This window comes from Deinococcus sp. AJ005 (assembly GCF_009017495.1).
In the GTDB taxonomy this organism is placed as follows: Bacteria; Deinococcota; Deinococci; order Deinococcales; family Deinococcaceae; genus Deinococcus.
Window position 1 is genome coordinate 2,530,609 of sequence record NZ_CP044990.1, and the last position, 19,701, is coordinate 2,550,309.

Consider the following 19,701-nt stretch of genomic DNA (forward strand, 5'->3'; position numbering starts at 1 on the left):
CAGCTTAAACTGGCGCATGACCATCGGTGAACATCTGACGGAATTTGGCGGCTTTCAGGTTACGCAGTGGGAGCCGGGGCAGCCGCTGGGCGACCCCGCCACCACCATTCACCGCATTGCCGTGGATTACGACAACGAAACGGAATGGACCGATAAGTTCCGCGCGTTTCTGGCGCTGCCAGGGGTGGAGGCCAGCCAGGGCTTCGTGGTGGGTTTGTGGACCGACGAAAGTATGGACGGTGTGCCCGACGAGGTTATTGAGGCATTAGTGGCCGCCCACACGCAGCTTTCCAACATCAGGGTTCTCTTTATCGGCGACATCACTTACGAGGAAAACGAGGTGTCGTGGATCACGCAGGGCGATCTCTCCCCCATTCTGGCCGCCTACCCGCAGTTGACGCATCTGGGCGTGCGCGGCGGCAACAGCCTGAGCCTGGGTCAGATTGAACTGCCAGAGCTGCGCGAACTGATCGTCCAGGCGGGCGGCCTGAGCGCCGAGGTGGTGCGCGAGGTGGTCACTGCCAACTTGCCCCGGCTGGAACATCTGGAACTGTATCTGGGTACCGAAGACTATGGAGCAACGAACGCCGCCGATGACCTGACGCCGCTGCTGGACGGCTCGCGCTTTCCGGCCCTGAAATATCTAGGGGTCAAGAACAGCGAACATCAGGACGAGATCGCGCAGATGTTCGCCCACGCGCCAATCCTGGATCAACTGGAGGTGCTGGACCTGTCGCTGGGCACCCTGACCGACGAGGGCGCGGCAGCGTTGCTGGACAGCGAACGCGTCAAAACCCTGAAGAAACTGATCCTCACCCACCATTTCTGCACCGAGGAAATGATGGAAAAACTCGGCGCACTGCCCATCGAGGTGGACACCTCCGATCATCAGGACGACGAGGACGACTGGCGGTTCGTGGCCCTGGGGGAATGACCCCGGCACCCCGCGATGTACTGCTGATCGCCCCGCCCGATGGCCGACGCGCCCGCTCTTTCGGGGCCACGTTAGAGAGCATGGGCTGGCCCCCAGGGCGGGTGCTGTCGTATCTGAATTTGATGACAGGCCGTGCGAATCTGGCGCAGGAGGTGCGCCCCGGCAGCGTGGTGCGCTTCGAGTCGCCGGGCGAGGACATTCAAACCGAGTTGGCCCTGATCGAATTGGGTGGCGGGCAGCCCGTGGACCTTGAGGCGGGCGAAATCGCACCGTCGCGGGCATGGTACGCGGGCTTCAGTCAGGTTTTGCGGGAGCTGGACGCGCAGTTGCAGGGTGCGCCACCCCATACCCGAATGCAAACCACGGCCCACATCCTGACCATGTTCGATAAACCCGCCACCCACACGCTTTTACAGGCGGCAGGCGTGTCAGTGCCAGAGGCGTTACCAGACATTCAATCATTCGACGGGTTGATGCACGCGGCGAAGGAACGTGGCTGGTCACGGCTGTTCGTCAAGCTGGCCTACGGCTCCAGCGGTTCTGGCATCTTGGCCTTGCAGTGGACCGGGAAAAGGGTCAGCGCCGTCACCACCGTTCGTCATGAGGGCAGGCGGCTGTTCAACTCACGGCGGCTGATCAAACTGGAGGACTGGGCGGAGATCGAGGCGCTGATTGACGCGCTGGCCCCGCACCGCCTGCATGTGGAACGCTGGCTCCCCAAAGCCAGTTTTGGCGGCGGCACCATCGATCTGCGCGTGGTGGTCATCGGCGGGCGGGCGCAGCACGCGCTGGTGAGGGCGTCACGCGGACCGATCACCAATCTGCATCTGGGCAATGAGCGGGGCGACATCGAGGCGCTGAAAGCTGGGCTGGGCGCGGAACGCTGGGCAGAGGTGGGCCGCACCGCCGAGGCCGCCCTGGCTGCCTTTCCCGGCGCACTCTACGGCGGCGTGGACCTACTGCTGACGCCAGGGTGGAAACGTCAGGCCGTGCTGGAAGTGAACGCGTTTGGCGACTACCACCGAGGCGTGCTTGTGGACGGATGGGACACCTACGCGGCGGAGTTGCTGGCGCTGGAGGTGCGGAATGCTTGACGCGCGTGAGCTGATCGGACGCTGCGACGTGGCCCTAATCACGCTGGACAGCCTGCGCTACGACGTGGCCGTGGCCGCGCTGGAGGCGGGCGAGACTCCGAATCTGGCCGCCCTGCTGCCCGGCGGCGTGTGGGAGAAGCGGCATACGCCCGGCAGCTTTACCTACGCTGCCCACCACGCCTTTCTATCGGGCTTTCTGCCCACGCCCGCGCGTCCGGGACGGCATCCGCGCCTGTTTGCCGCCGCCTTCGAGGGCAGCCGCAGCACCTCGCCGCAGACCCTGACCTTCGAGGAAGCGACGTTGCCCGCCGCCCTGGCCGCACGCGGGTATCACACCGTCTGCGTGGGCGGCGTGGGCTTCTTCAACGGGCGCTCGGCGCTGGGCAGCGCGTTGCCTTCGCTGTTCGCGGAAGCGCATTGGTCCCCGGCCAGCGGCGTGAAAAACCCGGATTCAGCGGACGTGCAGATGCGTGTGGCGGCGGAAGCATTGCGCGCCGTTCCATCCGAGCAACGGGCATTTCTGCTGCTGAACGTGGCGGCCACCCATACGCCCACGCACTTTTATGTGCCGGGCGCGCGGCAGGATTCGCCGGAAACACAGCGGGCGGCGCTGCGAACCGTAGATGCCGCCCTGCCCATCCTGCTGGACGCCCTGCGCGCACGCGGCACTACTTTGCTGATCATCTGCGCCGATCACGGCACCTGCTTTGGCGAGGACGGCTACCACGGCCACCGCCTCGCACACCCGCTGGTGTGGACGGTGCCATACGCGGAACTGGTTTTGGGGGAAACTGGGGCATGACCGCCACCCTCCCTGAGCTGCTAAGCGGCGGCCCGTACCAGAGCTACACCTACGGCTACCCGCACAAGACGGCGTACCGCCCGCTGACCAGACTCGTACCGCTGCGCGACGCCTGGGCCGCCGAGAACCGCCAAAACCTGTTCCTGTACCTGCACATTCCCTTCTGCGAGATGCGCTGCGGCTTTTGCAACCTGTTCACCGTCGCCAACGCCCCGGTCAGCTTAGAGCGGGCGTATCTGGACGCGCTGGAACGGCAGATGGAAGTGGTGCGGGACGCGCTGGACGTGGCCACGTTTTCGCGCCTCGCCATCGGCGGCGGCACACCCACCTATCTGGAGGCACCTGAGCTGGAACGGGTATTTGACCTGCTGGACACGCATTTCGGCGTGGCTGGCCTGCCCGCCAGTGTAGAAACCTCCCCCGCTACCGCCACTCCGGAGCGGTTGCGCTTACTGGCCGAACGGGGTGTGTCCCGCGTCAGCATCGGCATTCAGAGCTTTCTGGAATCCGAGGTCCGGGGCGTGGGCCGCGCCCAGAGCAACGCGGAGGTCTTTGCGGCGCTGGACGGCATCCGCGCCGCCGGGCTGCCGGGGCTGAACATAGATCTGATCTACGGACTGGCGCACCAGACGCCGCAGACGTGGCTGGAATCGCTGGAAACAGCGCTGACGTGGACGCCGGAGGAACTGTTCCTCTACCCGCTGTACGTGCGCCCACTCACTGGAATCGGGCGGCTGGGGCGCACCTGGGACGACGAGCGGCTGGGGCGCACCTGGGACGACGAGCGGCTGGAGCTATACCGGCTGGGGCGCGATTTCCTGCTGTCGCGCGGCTACCTGCAAACGTCCATGCGCCGCTTTCAGAAAGCGAGTCTGCCACTGGAATCCGAGCCGGAGTACACCTGCCAACTGGACGGCATGGTGGGCCTGGGCTGTGGGGCGCGGTCCTACACGCGGCATCTGCACTACTCCAGCGAGTACGCCGTGGGCCGCGTGGGCGTGCGCGAGATCATTCAGGACTTCGTGGAGCAGCCAGCCGAACGATTCGGTCAGATCACGCACGGCATCCATCTGAGCGAGGACGAACGGCGGCGGCGGTATGCGCTGCAATCGCTCCTGCACATCTCCGGGCTGAACCTGCGCGCGTACCAGCAGGAGTTTGCAAGCGACGCACTGGCCGACTTTCCTCAGCTCGCAACGCTGCCGGAGACGGACCTCGCCCGCCTGCAAACTGGCACCCTGACCCTGACTCCTGCTGGCCTGGAACAGTCCGACGCGCTGGGGCCGTGGCTGTATTCGCCCACCGTGCGGAAGTTGAGCGAGGAGTACGAGTGGAGTTAGACCACCTGAGCGTGATCTACCGGGGACCGCTCTCCAGTTGCAACTATGCCTGCCCCTACTGCCCCTTCGCCAAGCACACCGAGTCGGCGGCGGAACACGCGGCGGACGCACGGGCGCTGGCGCGGTTCGTGGCCTGGGCGGAGGCGCAACCGTTTGACCTCTCCGTCTTCTTTACCCCCTGGGGCGAGGCACTGGTCAGGCCACGCTATCAACAGGCATTGGCCCGCCTGAGCCACCTGCCGCACATTCGGCAACTGGCTATTCAGACCAACCTCTCCGGTTCGTTGAAATGGCTGGAGGAGGCCGAGAAATCCAGGATCGCCCTGTGGGCCACCTACCATCCCGGCGAGGTCAAGCAGGAACGCTTCCTGGCCCGCTGCGCCGAACTGGATGCCCGTGGCGTGCGCTACAGCGTGGGCGTGGTGGGCAAGAAGGGCCATTTTGAAGATATCGAGGCGATGCGCGCCACCCTGCCCGCGCACGTCTACCTGTGGGTCAATGCCTTCAAGGTGGGCGCGGGCTATTACTCGGCGCACGATCTGGCCCGGCTGGGCGCGGTGGACCCACTTTTTGAGGTCAACACCCGCCGCTACCGCACACGCGGGCTGCCGTGCGGCGCGGGCGAGACGGTCATCAGCGTGGAGGGCGACGGCACGGCCCGCCGTTGCCACTTCATTGAGCGGCCCATCGGCAACATTTACACCCAGAACGTGCGCGAACTGCTGCGCCCCCGCCCTTGCTCCCGCGCAAGCTGCGAATGCCACATCGGCTACGTGCATCTGGGTGAACTGGACGCGGCGCAGATATACGGCGACGGCCTGCTGGCACGCATTCCTGATCTGGCGGTGTGGGCGGACAGGGAGAGACTGGAAGCGTATCTGGCGCGGGCGCGGGAGTTGGGAAGCCCCTCTACGCCTCAATCACCGGCGCATACAGCCCCGGCTCATCAAACCCCGCCAGCCACGCCGACGCCGCCTGGGCACGGGTAATGGTGGGCGGCACGCGCAGGGTATAGCGCCGCCCGGTAGAGGGACAGCCCACGCACACCGCCACGAACGGCTCGTCGTCGGGCAGCTCCACGCGGACTAGGGTGCGTTCACCGCCCGCATCCGTATCGCGGTCCAGCACGGTTGCGCCCACTTCTTCCAGAAAGCGCTCGGAGCCGATGCGCTCCATCATCACGCGGCGGACCTCAGCGTTGGGCTGGGCCAGGATTTCCGCGCCGCTGATGGTTTCAGGGGCAAAGGCCAGCCGCTCGTCCACGCGCACGCCGCGCCAGCGCAGAGCCGGAACCGATCCGGCAGGCAACACGGTCAGGCCGCTGCCCGCCACGTCCAGCCAGCCGCTGACCCGCAGGCCCAGGGGCAGCTCTGTGATGCCCCGGCAACCGGAGATGTCCAGTTGCGCCACCTGGGTCAGCCACTGGGGCAATTCGCGCAGGCTCAGGCAGTCGCGGGCCGACAGGTGACCGAAGCGGATCTGGGCTTTGGAGGGCCAGCTTGAGAGGGCCTCGCAGCGGTTGATGTTTAGAAAGCAGACGTCCAACCCCTCGGGCAACGCTTCCAGCGAGAGGCAGTCCTGCAAGTTCAGCGAGCCGACGTTCAACCCTTCGGGCAGGGTCTGGAGCCGGGAACAGCCGTCCAGGGTCAGGCGAAACTGCACGCGCAGGCTGGCGGGAACGCCCATCAGGGGCAGATTGCGGGCGATCAGTTCGCCCACATGCAGGTCTTCGGGCAATTCGCTCAGACCCGTGTCGCTGATGTCCAGGGTGTCGCCGCTCAGGCCAGCAGGCAGGCGACGCAGCCCCTTCTGACCCGACAGATCAAGCCGTCCACGGAACTTGAGTGGCCCCTGCGCCTCACCACTCAGGAGCAGTTGCCGCGCCTCGGCAGCGTTCAACACCTGCGGCATCAGTCCAGCACCCGGCGAATCGCTTCGGGGCTGTATTCGCGCTGCATCCATACCTTGTAAAAGCCGCGCGGCAGCGTGATGGTGGCGTGTTCCTCGTGGATCAGATCGGCGGTGTCGGCCAGCACCTGCACATAGGTGTCCGCGCCTGCCGAGTACAGTTGCACCGCCGCAGCCTCGGCAAAACGGTGGCTGTGACCTGTCACCTCGCCGCGCGCCAGCGTGACGCCGGGGCGGGAGTGGGCTTCGGGCAGGGTAGAAACGCTTTGGACGAGAACATCACCGTGTCGGTAAAGCATGGGAAACCTCCTGAGCAGATTGAATGGGCTATGCTTATTACGTTGATAGCATAACAGAATGCGAGGGTTACGGCAACCCTGGGAACAGTTCGGGGCACCCGTATCTGGCGGCGGGGGGACGATGGCTTCCCCTGATCGCTGCGCCGCCCTCACGTTTTCTTGCCCGTTCGGAACCGGCCCCGGCGATTGAGGGGTACACTGGCGGGTGATGACTGATCTTTCCCCCCTCCGTCGCCTGCACCGCGTCCAGGAACTTGACCTGGGCCTTGACCGTCTGCGCGACGAGGAACAGAATTTCCCCGATGACCTGCGGGCCGCCCGCGCCGAGCAGGGCCGCCTCAACAACGATCTGGAAGACACCGAGATCACCCTGGAAGGCGTGGACAAGCGCGTGCGCCAGCAGGAGCAGGACCTGGGCGGCACCCGCGAACAGATGGCCCGCGCCGCCGAGGAGCAGGAGAAGAACGCTTTCGACGCCCGCGCCCAGAGCCAGTACGGCAGCCGGATTCAGCAGCTCGGTGAGCGCGCCGACGAGATGGCCGAAGATCTGGTGCCGCTGCGCGAGCGTCAGCGCGAACTGAACGAACGGGCCGCCGATCTGCGTGCCCAGCACCGCGCCCTGCGCCCCAGCCTGAACACGATGGAAGAGAAGGACGAGGCCCGCATTGAGGACCTGCGCGCCCAGGGTGAGGCAGACCGCCAGGAACGCGCCGCGCTGGTCAGTGATCTGGACACCCGCACCGTGCGCGAGTACGACATGATCCGCAAGGCCAAGAAGGGTCTGGGCGTCGTGGAGATCAAGGGCGGGCGCTGCACCGGCTGCAACGTGGTGTTGCCCATTAACGTGCAGCAGAAAGCCGCGCTGGGCAAGTTGCCCCCCGTGAAGTGCCCATCCTGCGGACGCTTCCTGATCCGGCTGGATCTGGAGTCAGCAGAGTAAGGGAAGCGCGGTCAGTTCGGCTAATCCCCTCTTAAAAACCCGCCTCCCCGAACACCGCCCTGATCTCCTCTTTCCCCAGGCCCGATCCCAGCAGCGTCAGCAGCAGGATGCGGGCCTTGTGGGCGTTCAGGAAGCTGGCGGGAATGGCCCCGGCTTTCACCAGCGTCGCGCCGCCGCCCGTGTAGCCGTAGACCGGCAGCACGGGTCCGGCGTGGGTGCGGGTGGCAATGATTACTGGCTGCTGCGTGGCAGCGATCAGGGGCAGCAACTCGGCGGGCAGGTTCCCGGTGCCCAGGGCCGCGATCACGATGCCGTCGGCGTCCGCCTGCGCCCCCGCGTAGCCCTCGCCGCGCCAGCCCGCGTAGGCGTACAGGATGTCCACGCGGGCATTCAGGCTGCCGGGCACGTAGGTGCGGCGCTGTTCGGGGGTGGCGAAGAACCGGACATGCGCCGTGTCCACTGTTCCATTGCTGGTGCGGTCAATCCGCCCGATGGGGCCGGGATAGCCGCCGAACGCGTCAACGGCGGTGGTATGCACCTTGGTCACGGTACGCGCGTCGAAAATGTCGCCGCCAAAGACCACCAGCGGACCTCTTCCGGTACTTTGTGAATGCAAAGCCACCCCGGCGGCGTCCAGCAGGTTGGCTGGGCCGTCCCAGGACACCTCGCCCGCATGCCGCATGCTGCCGGTTAGGACGACGGGCGTGGGCGTATCCAGCAATAGATGCAAGGCGAAGGCCGTTTCCTCCAGCGTATCGGTGCCGTGCGTCACGACAATTCCATCATGTTCGGGCGCAAGCTGCCGGATCAGCCCTGCCAGCTCCAGCATGTGCGCGGGTGTGATGTGCGGGCTGGGCAGGTTGAAGGGATGGAAGTCATGGACCTCCACGTCCGCCAGACCCGGCACGCTGGGGGCCTGCTGGGGGGTCAGGCCGCGCCCGTCGGGGCTGGGACGGCTGGCGATGGTGCCGCCGGTATGGATCACCGCGAGACGCTTGCTGGGACGCTGCTGCTGCACAGTGGAACGTTGCATACGGGGCATTGTGGGGCCTGACGCGGGCCGGAACGCCACACATCTGATACCGAATCTAATTTCCAGAAGTTTTTCAACACTTGAAATCCGAACGGGAAGAAGAGCGTCCTCGCTTCGAACTGTCCCAGTCATAGGAAGGAGGGGAGGAGTAGCTCGATACGGACGCGCTCCCACGACGACAGTCTGTTCATGACGAGAGTGAGCAGGAGAAAAACATCCCTCCGGGCGTGGAGTGCAGAAATCGGGACAGCGCCGACTCCTGCCGCGTTATGGACGGAACCCGTATGACCAGCCGCCCCCAGGCGGGGAGGACTTGCATTACACTGGAATAAAGGTGAAATGGAATGACTGCATATAGACGTCCGCTGGACGTGGTGATCCTTGCGGCGGGACAGGGAACCCGCATGAATTCGGCCCTCCCCAAGGTGCTGCATCCCGTGGCGGGCCGCCCGATGGTGGCCTGGGCCGTGAAGGCGGCGCGTGAACTGGGCGCACGAAACGTCGTGGTGGTGACCGGGCACGGCGCAGAAAAAGTAGAGATGACGCTGGGGGGGCAGGGTGTCGTTTTTGCCCGCCAGGAACAGCGGCTGGGCACTGGCCACGCCTTCATCTGCGGCATCGACGTGCTGGTCGATTCGCTTCAGGGCAATGGCCATGAGGACGCGGACGTGCTGGTGCTGTACGGCGATACGCCGCTTCTGCGCTCCGGGACGCTGGAAGCCATGCTGGAAGACCACCGCGCGCGTGGCAGCGCCCTGACCATCCTGACCGGAGAACTGCCGGACGCCACTGGCTACGGGCGCATCATCCGCGACGCGCAGGGCGACGTGGTGCGCATCGTTGAGCAAAAAGACGCCACGCCCGAGGAAGAGGCGGTGGGCGAATTCAACAGCGGCGTGTACCTGATGGACTCGCGGGCGGGGGAACTGGCCCACCGCATCGGCAACGACAACGCGGCAGGCGAGTATTACCTGACCGATCTACTGGGTCTGTATCGGGCCGAGGGCGAGGCCGCCCACGCCTTCAAACTCGCCGATCCCGACGAAGTGATGGGCGCGAACGACCGCACTGGTCTGGCTGAACTGGAGGCTATTCTGCGCCGCCGCACCAACGCCGCACATATGCGCGCGGGCGTGACCCTGCAAGACCCCGAGCGCATCAGCATCGAGGACAGCGTGCAGATCGCCCGCGACGTGACCCTGGAACCCGGCGTGATCCTGCGCGGACAGACGGTGCTGGCCGGAGGCGTCACCATCGGCGCGTACAGCATCGTCACCGACAGCGTGCTGGAGGCGGGCGTGGTGGTCAAGCCCCACAGTGTTTTGGAGGGCGCACACGTCGGCGCGGGCAGCGATGTGGGGCCGTTTGCCCGCCTGCGCCCCGGCAGCGTGCTGGGCGCGGGCGTGCATATCGGCAACTTCGTGGAGACCAAGAACGCCCGTCTGGACGCCGGGGTCAAGGCCGGACATCTGGCCTACCTGGGCGACGTGAGCATTGGCGCGGAAACCAATGTCGGCGCGGGGACGATTGTCGCCAATTACGACGGCATCAACAAGCACCCCAGCGTGATCGGCGCGGGCGTCTTCATCGGCAGCAACAGCACCATTATCGCGCCGCGTACGGTGGGCGACGCTGCCTTTATCGCCGCCGGGAGTGCCGTCCACGACGACATCCCCGAGGGTGCGATGGCCGTGGCCCGTGGAAAGCAGCGCAATATCGAAGGCTGGTCGAAGCGGTACTGGGGCGGCATGCGCGACAAGGTAGAGAAGAAATTGCCGTGGCTGGCTGGCTGGCTGGAACGGCAGGGGTAAAAGAAGGAGAGGGGGCCAGTGACGCGAATCACAGCCCCCTCTCCTCTTCAACCGGGCTTCAGCGTGAGCGCAGGGTCGTCTGTGTGGCGCTCATGAACTCGGCGCGGGTGCGGGGATCGTCCCGGAACACGCCGCGCATGGCGCTGGTGGTGGTGGAAGAATTCTGCTTTTGCACGCCGCGCATCGCCATGCACAGGTGGGTGCCTTCCATCAGCACCGCCACGCCCTTGGGGGCCAGCAGTTCCACCACGGCGTCGGCCAGTTGGGTGGTAATGCGCTCCTGTACCTGCAAACGCCGGGCGTACAGGTCCACGATCCGCGCGAACTTGCTCAGGCCCAGGATCTTGCCGTCGGGAATGTAGGCGATGTGCGCCCGGCCATAAAACGGCAGCATGTGGTGTTCGCACATGGAATAGAACTCGATATCCTTGACGATCACCATCTCGCTGCCCTCGGCCTCGAAGACGGCGTTTCCAGCGGCTTCCTCCAGGGTCATGCGGTAGCCGTCAGTCAGGAAGTTCCAGGCTTTGGCGACGCGGTGGGGGGTTTTAAGCAGCCCCTCGCGCGTGGGGTCTTCACCCATCGCACTGAGCCACTGTTCGGTCAGGGCGCTCAGACCGGGCAATTCCAGTTCTTCTTGCATGAACGGATCGGCGGCGGTGTGGACATCAGGGGCGTTCGTGGTCATCCAAGCAGTATGCCCCTTCATGAGAGGGCCTGAACGTAATTTAGGGCCAAAAGTGCGCCATCCTCCACCATTGACAGCCCTATTCACTTTGCACCACTATGTAGTCATGCAAGGCAGAGGTTCGGACGGAAATTTACTGCGCGGCACGTTGGACTTTCTGCTGCTCGCCAGCCTGGAGGCGAGACCGCTGTACGGCCTGCGGATCATCCAGGACGTCCAGGCCACGACCCAGGGACACTTCAACTTCAAGGAAGGCACGCTGTATCCAGCGCTGCACCGCCTGGAGAAACGCGGACTGATCCAGTCAGACCGTCAACCCAGCGACAGCGGCGGCCCGCCCCGCAAGTACTACGAACTGACCGAGGGCGGCAGAACGGAGCTGGCCCGCCAACGTGAGGAACAACGCGCCCATATCGCGGCCCTGCGCCCGTATCTGGAATTTGCATGACCGACGAGGAACGCTTTCTGAACGCCGCCACACGCGGTTTAAGCCGAAAACTGTGTCTGGCTGCGCAGGCAGAATTGCGTTCCCATCTGCATGAGCGGGTTCAGCAACTTGTCATGGCAGGTGAATCAGAGGAAGGGGCGCGGGTTCAGGCCATGCGGGAACTGGGCCCCGCCCCGGCCATCGCCCGCAGCCTGCGCCGGGGCGAACAGGTTCACCCGGCCCTGAGCTTTCTGGCCCTGGGGGCGCTGGCTGCCCTGCTGCTGTTGCCGCTGCCCACGCTATTTTCGGCGCAGTGGCTGGCCGGGGCCGGTTCCAGCACCGCCAGCGTCGCGGAAATGCGCGCCGAGGGAGCCATGACGGTGACTGAAGCTCGGCGTCAACTGCACCCACTGGGGATTGGCCTGACCCGCAAATATGGAAGCTACGTCCTGACCCATGCCGGGCTGCCGGACGCCGAACTGGGGCAAGGCGGGTCAGTCATGTGTTACGGCCCGTACTATTCCGACAATCAGAACACGCCGACGCTGCCGTTTTCACGGACTCCGCGTGATTTCTATATCTCCATGCCCAGCATCCTGTCCTGCGCGAGTCTGGCAGGCTGGCCGCTTGATATCCGGGTGGGGCAAATCTTTTTAGACGAGAAGCCCTTTCCACCAATGGGCGATGAGAATTTTACGTATGACACGCGCGAGGCCACCCTGGGCCTGCTTTACGCGCCCGCCATTGCCGCCAGCCTGCGCCAGTTGCCCCGCGAGGTGTGGTTTGCCGATATGGAATTCCAGACCCTCCCTACTATCTGGCCGCTGTATTCGGACAGTCCGACCCGAACGGTCAAGCTGCCCATTCCAGCAGGCACACCTGTCCTGGTGCTGGTCAAAAGTTGGAACTGGGTCAATCAGATTCCAGCCCGGAACACTCCCAACCCTCCCGCTTTCAGAACATTCGTCAACGTGGCGGATCAGGCAGGCCAGATCAAACTCCCCGTCGATCTTGCATTTCCCAGCAAACTCGGTGAGGGCCGTAACAAAACCATCCAGCTTCATACGTCGCTTGCAACCTGGGAAACCGCCCCACCAGATCAGAACGCCGCCATCCTCTTGCCGTTGACCGAGCGCATCAGTGATCCGGTCAGGCTGGAGCCGCTCAAACCACTGCAATAGGAGGGCCGCCCCCAACCCAGCAGGCGGCCTCTCCCCTACTTTTTCCTTAGCTGCGGCTCTTATAGCGCTCCAGCAACTCGGCCTTCAGCTCGTCAAAGCCCACGCCCTTGCGCTCCTTGTGACCGTCGGGCCAGCGTTCGCGGGTGCTGACCTCGCGGGCTTCTTGCTCCTTGTCGCCCACCACCAGAATCATGGGAATCTTGGAGAGTTCGGCGTTGCGGACCTTGGCCTGCATCCGGTTGCTGGTGTCGTCTACCTCCGCGCGCAGCCCGGCCTTGTGCAACTCGGCGCGCAGTTCCTCGGCGTAGGCGTTGTGGCGGTCTGCAATGGGCACAATGGCGATCTGACGCGGGGCCAGCCACAGCGGGAAGTCCCCCGCGTAATGCTCGATCAGGATGCCCACGAAGCGTTCCAGGCTGCCGAAGGGGGCGCGGTGGATCATCACCGGACGGTGATCCTGGCCGTCCTCGCCCACATACGATATGTCGAAGCGTTCAGGCAGGTTGTAATCCACCTGAATGGTTCCCAGTTGCCACTCGCGGCCCAGCACATCCTTGACTACGAAGTCCAGCTTGGGGCCGTAGAAGGCGGCGTCCCCTGGCTCGATGCTGTAGGGCAGGCCGACTTCCTCCACGGCCTGAATAATCCCGTCCTCGGCCAGTTGCCAGTTCGCCGCGTCACCCACGTACTTTTCATCTGCGAGGTCACGGGTGCCGACGCGGAAGCGCACATCGTTCATGCCGAAGGTCCGCAGCACCAGCACCGTCAGATCCAGCACATCCAGGAACTCTTTTTTAAGCTGATCGGGGCGGCAGAAGATGTGGGCGTCGTCCTGCGTGAAGCCGCGCACCCGCGTTAGGCCGTTCAGCTCGCCGGATTGCTCGTAGCGGTACACCGTGCCGAACTCGGCCAGGCGCACGGGCAGGTCACGGTAACTGCGCGGTTTGCTGTCGTAGATGCGGACGTGGTGCGGGCAGTTCATCGGCTTGAGCATGTACTGCTCATCGTCCACGGTGATGGGCGAGAAGTTACTATCGCTGTAGTTCTGGTAATGCCCAGAGGTTTTGTACAGCTCCAGATTGCCGATGTTCGGCGTGATGACGCCCTGATAGCCGCGCTGGAACTGCTGCTCCTTCAGGAACGCCGCCAGTTCCTCGCGCAGCACCGTGCCGTTGGGCAGCCACAGCGGCAGGCCCTTGCCCACCAGCGGATCAATAGTGAACAGTTCCAGCTCGCGACCCAGCTTGCGATGATCGCGGCGTTTGGCCTCTTCCAGCCGCTCCAGATACTCGTCCAGCTCTTTTTGCGAGGCAAAGGCCACACCATATACGCGCTGTAGGATCGGGTTCTTCTCGTTGCCGCGCCAGTACGCGCCCGATGTGCTGGTCAGCTTGAAGGCGGTGGGCAGCTTGCCGGTATTGGGGAAATGCGGCCCCCGGCACAGGTCCACATACTCGCCCTGCGTGTAGAAGGTGATCGGCTCATCATCGGGCAGCGCGGAAATCAATTCCACCTTGTACGGATCGAAGCCGAACTGTTCCAGCGCCTGCGCCTTGCTCACCTCTGAGCGCTTGATGTCCAGATTGCGTCCAATGATCTCGCGCATGATCTTCTCGATCTCGGGCAGTTCTTCCTCGCTCAGCGGTTCGGGCAGATCGAAATCCTGGTAAAAGCCGTTCTCGATGCTGGGGCCGACGCCGCGCTTGACTGCTTCACGCGGATGGCCTTTGCGCTCGTAATACTCGCCCACCGCCTGACTCATGGCGTGGCCCAGCGAGTGCCGGAAGACGCTCTGGGCCTGCCCCGGATTCTTCTTGGTAATCAGGCTGATCTCTGCACCCTCGGGCAGCGGGGTCTGCAAGTCCGTGAGTACGCCATTGGCGGTAGCTGCCAGCGCGTCCTGGGCTAAGCGCGGGCCAATCGCCTGGGCAGCGTCCAGGGCCGTCGCACCCTGCGGTAATTCAAGTTGTTTTCCATCGGGTAAAAAGACGTGCATATGTTTAACTCCTTGATTCAAGACACGAGAAGACCCGATCTGGCCGCATTCCAGCACAACGCCTGAAAACCAGTGAAAGGCTTTCAGGCGCTTGGAGTTCGCGTCAGACCGGGCAGATGGGACATTCGCAGCCACACGCCTCCCATCACCAGATCGGAGTGATAGGCACGTGACTTCATACAGGCCATGTTAGCGGGTCCGGGCGGGCGGCGGCAACTGCGGTGGCCCGTAGACCTGCGCGCCCCGATCCGGCCCACGGCATGGGCGGCAGACGGGCGCTCAGATCACCCCTTGCCCACCGAAACCCGGAGCTTGCTGGGACGCTGGACCCCGGCCACCCCGGAAGCCCAGCGGGTTTCGAGACCGCCCATCTCACGCTGCATACGCACGCGCTCGAATTCGTGCGGCAGCATGTCCAGCGCGATGCGGGGATCACGCAGCGCCCGGCGGTAGATCGAGCCGCTGATGCCTGGACGGCTGTAGGCATGCTCCAGGCTGGCCCGCGAGGTCATGAACACGGTGACCCCCAGTTCGGCCAGCCCGGGCTGCTGCGCCAGCACCCGCAAAATCCCGGCCAGACGCTCGGTGTGACTGGCGTGCGGCGTGGCGATCAGCACCTGGTCCTCCCGCTGTCCCAGGACCGCGAAGCCCATCTCCCGGCCCAGCACGGTGGGCAGCAGGCGGGCGTCGATCATTTCCGGGGTCAGCTCCATGAAGGTCAGCCCATGCAGGGTGGCCAGCGACTGTCGCAGCGCCGCCTCGGACATGAGCTGGCCGCTCAGCATCAGTTGACCCAGCGGCCTGGACTGGCTCTGGCCCTCGCGGATCAGGCGACTCAGCGTGCGCGAATCCACCCCGCCGGAGAACAGCACCTGATCGCCCAGGCGGCGGCGGGCGTCGTCCAGCACGGAATCGGGCACATACGCCTTGCGCTCGGTCTTGTCCCACACCGCCGTGCCGCGCGTCTGGCCCTTGGCGGGAAACAGGAACAGCCGCCACGCGCGCACCGTGGCCAGGGTGTTGATATAATTGCCGATCAGCCAGCGCAGGGGCAGGCCCGGCAGCACCAGCGTGGCGATCAGCGCCTGCCGCAGCCCGTAAATGCGCCGCACCGCCGCGCCGCGCATCAGCATGCGCCACGCCGTAATGCCCAGCACGGTGTACAGCAGGCCGCGCAGCAGCGGCGTGGACTCGAAGCCGACGCCCAGCAACGTGCAGAGAATCAGCGCCGCCGAGAAGGGGTAGCCAATCAGGTGGATCAGGTTGGTGAACTTGCCCTTCTGATCGTGCCACAGGGTCAGGCGGTCCCGCAGACCCAGCTTCATGCCGCGCAGGCGCTGCGGCGTTTGCAACGTGATGCCGTAGGTCCAGCGGCCTTTCTGCTTGATGGCCGCCGCGATCTCGGTGGGAAAGTATTCGCGCACAGCCACGTAATCGCACTCGGTCCGACCATCCTGGCGCAGGCGTGGCAGCGGCTGGACATGAAAATGCACCTTGATGCCCTTGCGCCACAGCCGTAGCGCCAGCTCGTAGTCCTCGGCCAGCGCACCCTCGGTCAGCACCTGACCGTCTTCCTCGTCCAGCAGGGCCATCACCTCGCGGCGCATGGCAAAGCCGGTGCCCGCCGAGGGCAGAAACAACCCCAGTGCCTCGCGGGCGGGCAGGTGATGCAGATGATGCTCTGCGAATTCATCGGCGTAACTGCCAGTGACCAGTTGCGCCAGCGTGCGGCGCACCAGCCCGCGCAGGCCCACACCGCCCACCCGTGGGAACAGCGCGAACACCGGTAACTGCACCATCTGGTGCTTCTTGAGCAGCGCGCTGTAGGCGCTGAAGGTGTATGGGTGGATCACATCCTCGGCGTCGTGGACGGCGATGATGTCGAACTTCTGGCCGGTGCGGGCCTCGTGGGCCTGGACAGCAGCGTAGACCCCGTTGAGATTCTGGGACTTACTGGTCGGCCCCGACTTCTCGTTGACCACGCAGTGGACGCAGGCGGCGCGCTCATCCAGCGCCTGCACCTCGGGGGCGGTGGCCAGATCGTTGGGGTACACGCCCACGAAGAATTCCACCTGCGAGGCGGGGTAGTGCATCAGTTTCAGGGTACTTTCGATCATCGGCGTGACCACGCCCGCCTCCTGCCACGCGCCCACCATCACGGCGATGCGGGCCGGGCGGTCACGCTGCAACTCGGCGGCGCTGAGCTGCCAGTCCCTGATCCTGCGCCGCCGCAGAAGGTAGGCCAGGTCCAGCAGCAGATCATCCAGACTGACCACGATATACAGTGCCAGCAGCAGGAAAACCCCGGTGGACAGCAGGGAAGAAAAATTGAAATCGAGCAGGGTCACGGTGCCTCCTGGGCAGGGATTGAGGATTGAGGTAAAGGGGGAGTCAGGTTCAGGCGCTCGGTCACGCCTGGCCCGTCCAAAAAGCGGCGGAAGACGGCGGCCAGGGCCGGCTGCGTTTCGACGCGCATCTCGGTGTCGTGCCGTGGATCGTCGTCGTTGGTCCACGCACTGTTCCACCAAGAGAAGCCACGCAGGCCAGGCCAGCGCCCGGCAATCAGGTCCGTCAGGGCGGCCCCGGCCCAGGCTTCGGGCGCTACCGCCGCACCCCGCGCGCTGCCGAATTCCAGCAGCAGCGCGGGCTTGCTGGGGGCCAGCGCACTCAGGCGCGGCATCACGTCGTCGAGCTGGGCGCGCAGGCTCAGGATGTCTGAGGCGGCGTCTTGCGGCGACTGCGCGCCGTAGGCCGAGACGCCCAGCACGCTGATCACGTCGCCACCGGGGTAATAGGCTTCCAGCGTGTTCCAGCGGACTGGTGGATCGTCCTGGGCCGCCACATGGAAGACCCAGCGCACGTTGCTGCCGCCGCCCTCACGAACCACCTTCGCCATCCGGCGGTACGCCTGCACGAACTGCGCCGCGCCCGCCGTCTCTCCATTCCAGCGGGCGTTCCAGGCAAACCACGAACCGTTGACCTCGGTGCCGTACTCGGCGTACACAGGGCCGTCCACCCGGCCCGCCGCCGCGCCCCAGGCCCGCAGATCGTCGTCGAACCGCCCGGCGATGATGGCCTGCAAGGTGAACAGCGGATCAGGACGGACCGCCTCTTCGTCACTGCTGCGCAGCATCAGGCGAATGAACGGCGTGGCCCCGCGCGCCCGGACCCGCGCCACCTGCTCGGCGGGAAAGGCCCGCGAGCGAAACCAATTGTTGGTCAGGTAAACGTAGGCCAGTTCCCGGCCCACTGCCGCCGTGTAGGCATCGAGCTGCGCGTCAGCCACGGTATCCTCGGGCTGATCCGGCGAGGCCACGAACACGCCGTGGGCCAGCGCAGGCCCTTTCACGGTCCGGCCCGGCTGGCCCACCGCCGGGCTGGTGAGACCCAGCAGCAGCGCCAGCACACTTCCGCGCCAAACCGCCCCGGTCCCGTTTGCCCTGCCCACAACTCCACCATACCGCTGGGTCCGCTCTACTTCAGTGTCCGGGTGGTGACATTCAGCGGGTTGACGAAGGTGTAGCCCTTGGCCTGGATGCCCTGAATCAACGCGGTTAGGCTGGCTTTGGTCAGCTTTTCTAGCCCCGTGTAATTGTCGGCCATCAGGTAGGGGTGAACGAACACGCTGGCGTAAGCGCAACTCAGATTTTTATTGGCCTCGGCAGCTTCCAGAATGGCGTCACTGCGGTAACTGGCCTGAATATTGCCCAGGTTCTCGGGGACGACCAGCGTGCCGTACTCGTCGCGCACCGGGTACGGGAAGAACTGGCCCTCGCGCACCCCATCAGCAGTGTACATGCGGCGTTCGATGACTTTAGGGTAGATCTTGTTGATCGCGGGGTACAGGCTCACCTCGGCCTCGTAATGCGGTGTGGTCCACATCTGCGGCCACAGGCCCAGTTGCAGCAGCGTCAGGCGGCCCTGCTGAATCCGTTGCTGGGTGGTCCTGGGATTGAGCTTGTCCAGCGACTTGTTGTTTTCCTTGTCCCACAGCTCCCATCCCTCGCCGCTGTTGCCCTCAGGGTCACGCAGGCCGTGGTAGTTGTGCGTGGTCCCGTGCTGGATCACCAGACCGCCCATCGTGACGGCGCGGTAGACCTGGAGCAGACTCTGCACGTTGCCGGTCCAGGGGTAATGGACCCCATCGTAGTAACTTTCGGGAATGACGGTCATGGCAAACGGAACTTTGAGCGTGTTGATCACGTCCAATGTGTTGCCGAGTCCCTGCGGGGCAGCGAAGGCGTTGATGTCCTCCAGACGCAGGATCGCCTGTTTCTTGCAGGTGGCCGTGCCCGCGTCGCCCAGCATGGTTTTGAGGCTATCAGCCATGACCAGATAGCGGTCCGTGGGGTGGATGTACTGAAAGGGGTTGTCGGCCACGTAATAGAAATTCTTGCTGCGGACCAGATACGGCACCTGATCGCCCGCCGCGTCTTTTGCCACCGCCAGCGTCTGTGTTTTGGCCGGATCGGCGCCCACCTCGATGATTTCCTGCGGCCCCGCGAACTTCTTGTAGTTGTAGCCCTTGTAAGACACGGTGTTGTAGGCCGCCGCGATATCCGTGGGCGTCAGGGCAGTGTGCAGGCTCTTGTAAGTCAGGCCCAGCGCCGACATGTCCCCCAGCTTCCAGATGTTGTAGCCCAGCCAGGTCACGGGCGCGCCGCCCTTGACGTCATCCATGAACGCGGTGGGAATGGCTTCATCGAAAACGGTGCCAATGTAAAAGGTCCGCAGGCTGCTGAGGGCGTCCGCACTGCGGTACTGCGAGATGGGCGCTCGGATCACCTTAACGTTGTCGTACTGGCCCAGCAGGTTGGCCAGCATGATGGCGTGGAAAGCTCCGCCGTCGCGGTAGGCAGACGAGGCGGGCAGGGGATTGCTGTAATACACCCGCACGGTCTTGCTGGCTGCCTGTGGCTGGAGCGACTGCGTCTCAAGCGGCTGATCCGGCAAGGGTGCCCACAGATCGGAGGGCTGCGCGGGAATCCGGTCCTTGTACGGCGCAGGCATGCTGTGGTCCCCGAACAGCGGGGTCATATCGCCGCCCACCGGTTGGGCCTGCTGCACCTGGGTGGGTGCGGGGTCCGTGCCACCCGTCTGCGGCGTGGACCCCAGACCGGAGGGCGATGACCCGCAGGCCCCCAGAATCAGGCTGAGGCTCAGGATCGAAACGGGCAGGGCAGCTTTTAGAGTCATTTTTTTCCTTTACGGTCCTTCACAGGGAGGTGGTGGGGAGGCGGGCCGGAAA

At 64.8% G+C, this 19,701-nt stretch carries 17 protein-coding genes; 9 read left to right on the forward strand and 8 right to left on the reverse strand.

Annotation, left to right across the window (positions count from 1 at the left end; translation table 11 throughout):
• Window positions 1-16 precede the first annotated feature (16 nt).
• The 5 genes from DAAJ005_RS14135 to DAAJ005_RS14155 are packed head-to-tail and all read left to right on the forward strand — an operon-like array spanning window position 17 to window position 5,159.
• A complete protein-coding gene (locus tag DAAJ005_RS14135) occupies window positions 17-934 on the forward strand; it encodes an STM4015 family protein (protein WP_151847674.1) in 918 nt (305 codons plus the stop codon).
• Entirely contained in the window at window positions 931-2,028 is a 1,098-nt protein-coding gene (locus tag DAAJ005_RS14140; RefSeq protein WP_151847675.1) for an STM4014 family protein, read from the forward strand. The genes DAAJ005_RS14135 and DAAJ005_RS14140 overlap by 4 nt, the downstream gene beginning before the upstream one ends.
• Window positions 2,021-2,830, forward strand: coding sequence for an STM4013/SEN3800 family hydrolase (locus tag DAAJ005_RS14145; protein ID WP_151847676.1), 810 nt, complete (start codon window positions 2,021-2,023; stop codon window positions 2,828-2,830). The genes DAAJ005_RS14140 and DAAJ005_RS14145 overlap by 8 nt, the downstream gene beginning before the upstream one ends.
• A complete protein-coding gene (locus DAAJ005_RS14150) occupies window positions 2,827-4,170 on the forward strand; it encodes an STM4012 family radical SAM protein (RefSeq protein ID WP_151847677.1) in 1,344 nt (447 codons plus the stop codon). Before DAAJ005_RS14145 ends, DAAJ005_RS14150 begins: the two co-directional genes overlap by 4 nt.
• Complete coding sequence (locus DAAJ005_RS14155) at window positions 4,161-5,159, forward strand: STM4011 family radical SAM protein (protein WP_192930775.1); 999 nt, start codon at window positions 4,161-4,163, stop codon at window positions 5,157-5,159. The genes DAAJ005_RS14150 and DAAJ005_RS14155 overlap by 10 nt, the downstream gene beginning before the upstream one ends.
• Here the strand turns inward: DAAJ005_RS14155 and DAAJ005_RS14160 are convergent.
• Window positions 5,080-6,081, reverse strand: a complete 1,002-nt coding sequence (locus DAAJ005_RS14160) for a DUF6745 domain-containing protein (protein WP_151847678.1) — start codon at window positions 6,079-6,081, stop codon at window positions 5,080-5,082. The genes DAAJ005_RS14155 and DAAJ005_RS14160 overlap by 80 nt on opposite strands.
• The gene (locus DAAJ005_RS14165) at window positions 6,081-6,377 is read right to left on the reverse strand and encodes a hypothetical protein (protein ID WP_151847679.1); all 297 of its coding nucleotides are present in this window, start codon (window positions 6,375-6,377) and stop codon (window positions 6,081-6,083) included. The genes DAAJ005_RS14160 and DAAJ005_RS14165 overlap by 1 nt, the downstream gene beginning before the upstream one ends.
• 208 nt (window positions 6,378-6,585) lie before the next feature.
• Between DAAJ005_RS14165 and DAAJ005_RS14170 the strand changes: the two genes are divergently transcribed.
• Window positions 6,586-7,317 (forward strand): zinc ribbon domain-containing protein, encoded by a 732-nt coding sequence (locus DAAJ005_RS14170; RefSeq protein ID WP_151847680.1) that lies wholly within the window; start codon window positions 6,586-6,588, stop codon window positions 7,315-7,317.
• 31 nt (window positions 7,318-7,348) lie between these two features.
• On the opposite strand, the gene DAAJ005_RS14175 is transcribed toward DAAJ005_RS14170, so the two are convergent.
• On the reverse strand, window positions 7,349-8,350 hold the full coding sequence (locus DAAJ005_RS14175; protein ID WP_192930776.1) for an asparaginase: 1,002 nt from the start codon (window positions 8,348-8,350) through the stop codon (window positions 7,349-7,351).
• 344 nt (window positions 8,351-8,694) lie between these two features.
• Between DAAJ005_RS14175 and glmU the strand changes: the two genes are divergently transcribed.
• Complete coding sequence (gene glmU, locus DAAJ005_RS14180; protein WP_151847682.1) at window positions 8,695-10,161, forward strand: bifunctional UDP-N-acetylglucosamine diphosphorylase/glucosamine-1-phosphate N-acetyltransferase GlmU; 1,467 nt, start codon at window positions 8,695-8,697, stop codon at window positions 10,159-10,161.
• A gap of 58 nt (window positions 10,162-10,219) precedes the next feature.
• Here the strand turns inward: glmU and folE are convergent, their stop codons facing one another.
• Window positions 10,220-10,849: a GTP cyclohydrolase I FolE gene (gene folE, locus DAAJ005_RS14185; protein ID WP_192930777.1), complete on the reverse strand. Its 630-nt coding sequence runs from the start codon at window positions 10,847-10,849 to the stop codon at window positions 10,220-10,222.
• A gap of 106 nt (window positions 10,850-10,955) precedes the next feature.
• Here folE and DAAJ005_RS14190 point away from each other — a divergent pair, with 106 nt between their 5' ends.
• Together DAAJ005_RS14190 and DAAJ005_RS14195 are read left to right on the forward strand one after the other, a co-directional pair.
• Window positions 10,956-11,297 (forward strand): PadR family transcriptional regulator, encoded by a 342-nt coding sequence (locus DAAJ005_RS14190; protein WP_192930778.1) that lies wholly within the window; start codon window positions 10,956-10,958, stop codon window positions 11,295-11,297.
• Window positions 11,294-12,457, forward strand: a complete 1,164-nt coding sequence (locus DAAJ005_RS14195; RefSeq protein ID WP_151847685.1) for a permease prefix domain 1-containing protein — start codon at window positions 11,294-11,296, stop codon at window positions 12,455-12,457. The genes DAAJ005_RS14190 and DAAJ005_RS14195 overlap by 4 nt, the downstream gene beginning before the upstream one ends.
• A 46-nt stretch (window positions 12,458-12,503) precedes the next feature.
• Here the strand turns inward: DAAJ005_RS14195 and thrS are convergent, their stop codons facing one another.
• The 4 genes from thrS to DAAJ005_RS14215 form a co-directional block, all read right to left on the reverse strand.
• Complete coding sequence (gene thrS / locus DAAJ005_RS14200) at window positions 12,504-14,453, reverse strand: threonine--tRNA ligase (RefSeq protein WP_151847686.1); 1,950 nt, start codon at window positions 14,451-14,453, stop codon at window positions 12,504-12,506.
• Between the two features lie 284 nt (window positions 14,454-14,737).
• Window positions 14,738-16,801 (reverse strand): glycosyl transferase family protein, encoded by a 2,064-nt coding sequence (locus DAAJ005_RS14205; RefSeq protein WP_151847687.1) that lies wholly within the window; start codon window positions 16,799-16,801, stop codon window positions 14,738-14,740.
• Entirely contained in the window at window positions 16,798-17,859 is a 1,062-nt protein-coding gene (locus tag DAAJ005_RS14210) for a glycoside hydrolase family 26 protein (RefSeq protein WP_226342439.1), read from the reverse strand. The genes DAAJ005_RS14205 and DAAJ005_RS14210 overlap by 4 nt, the downstream gene beginning before the upstream one ends.
• Before the next feature lie 68 nt (window positions 17,860-17,927).
• Window positions 17,928-19,649, reverse strand: a complete 1,722-nt coding sequence (locus tag DAAJ005_RS14215) for a DUF2334 domain-containing protein (protein ID WP_151847688.1) — start codon at window positions 19,647-19,649, stop codon at window positions 17,928-17,930.
• Window positions 19,650-19,701 lie beyond the last annotated feature (52 nt).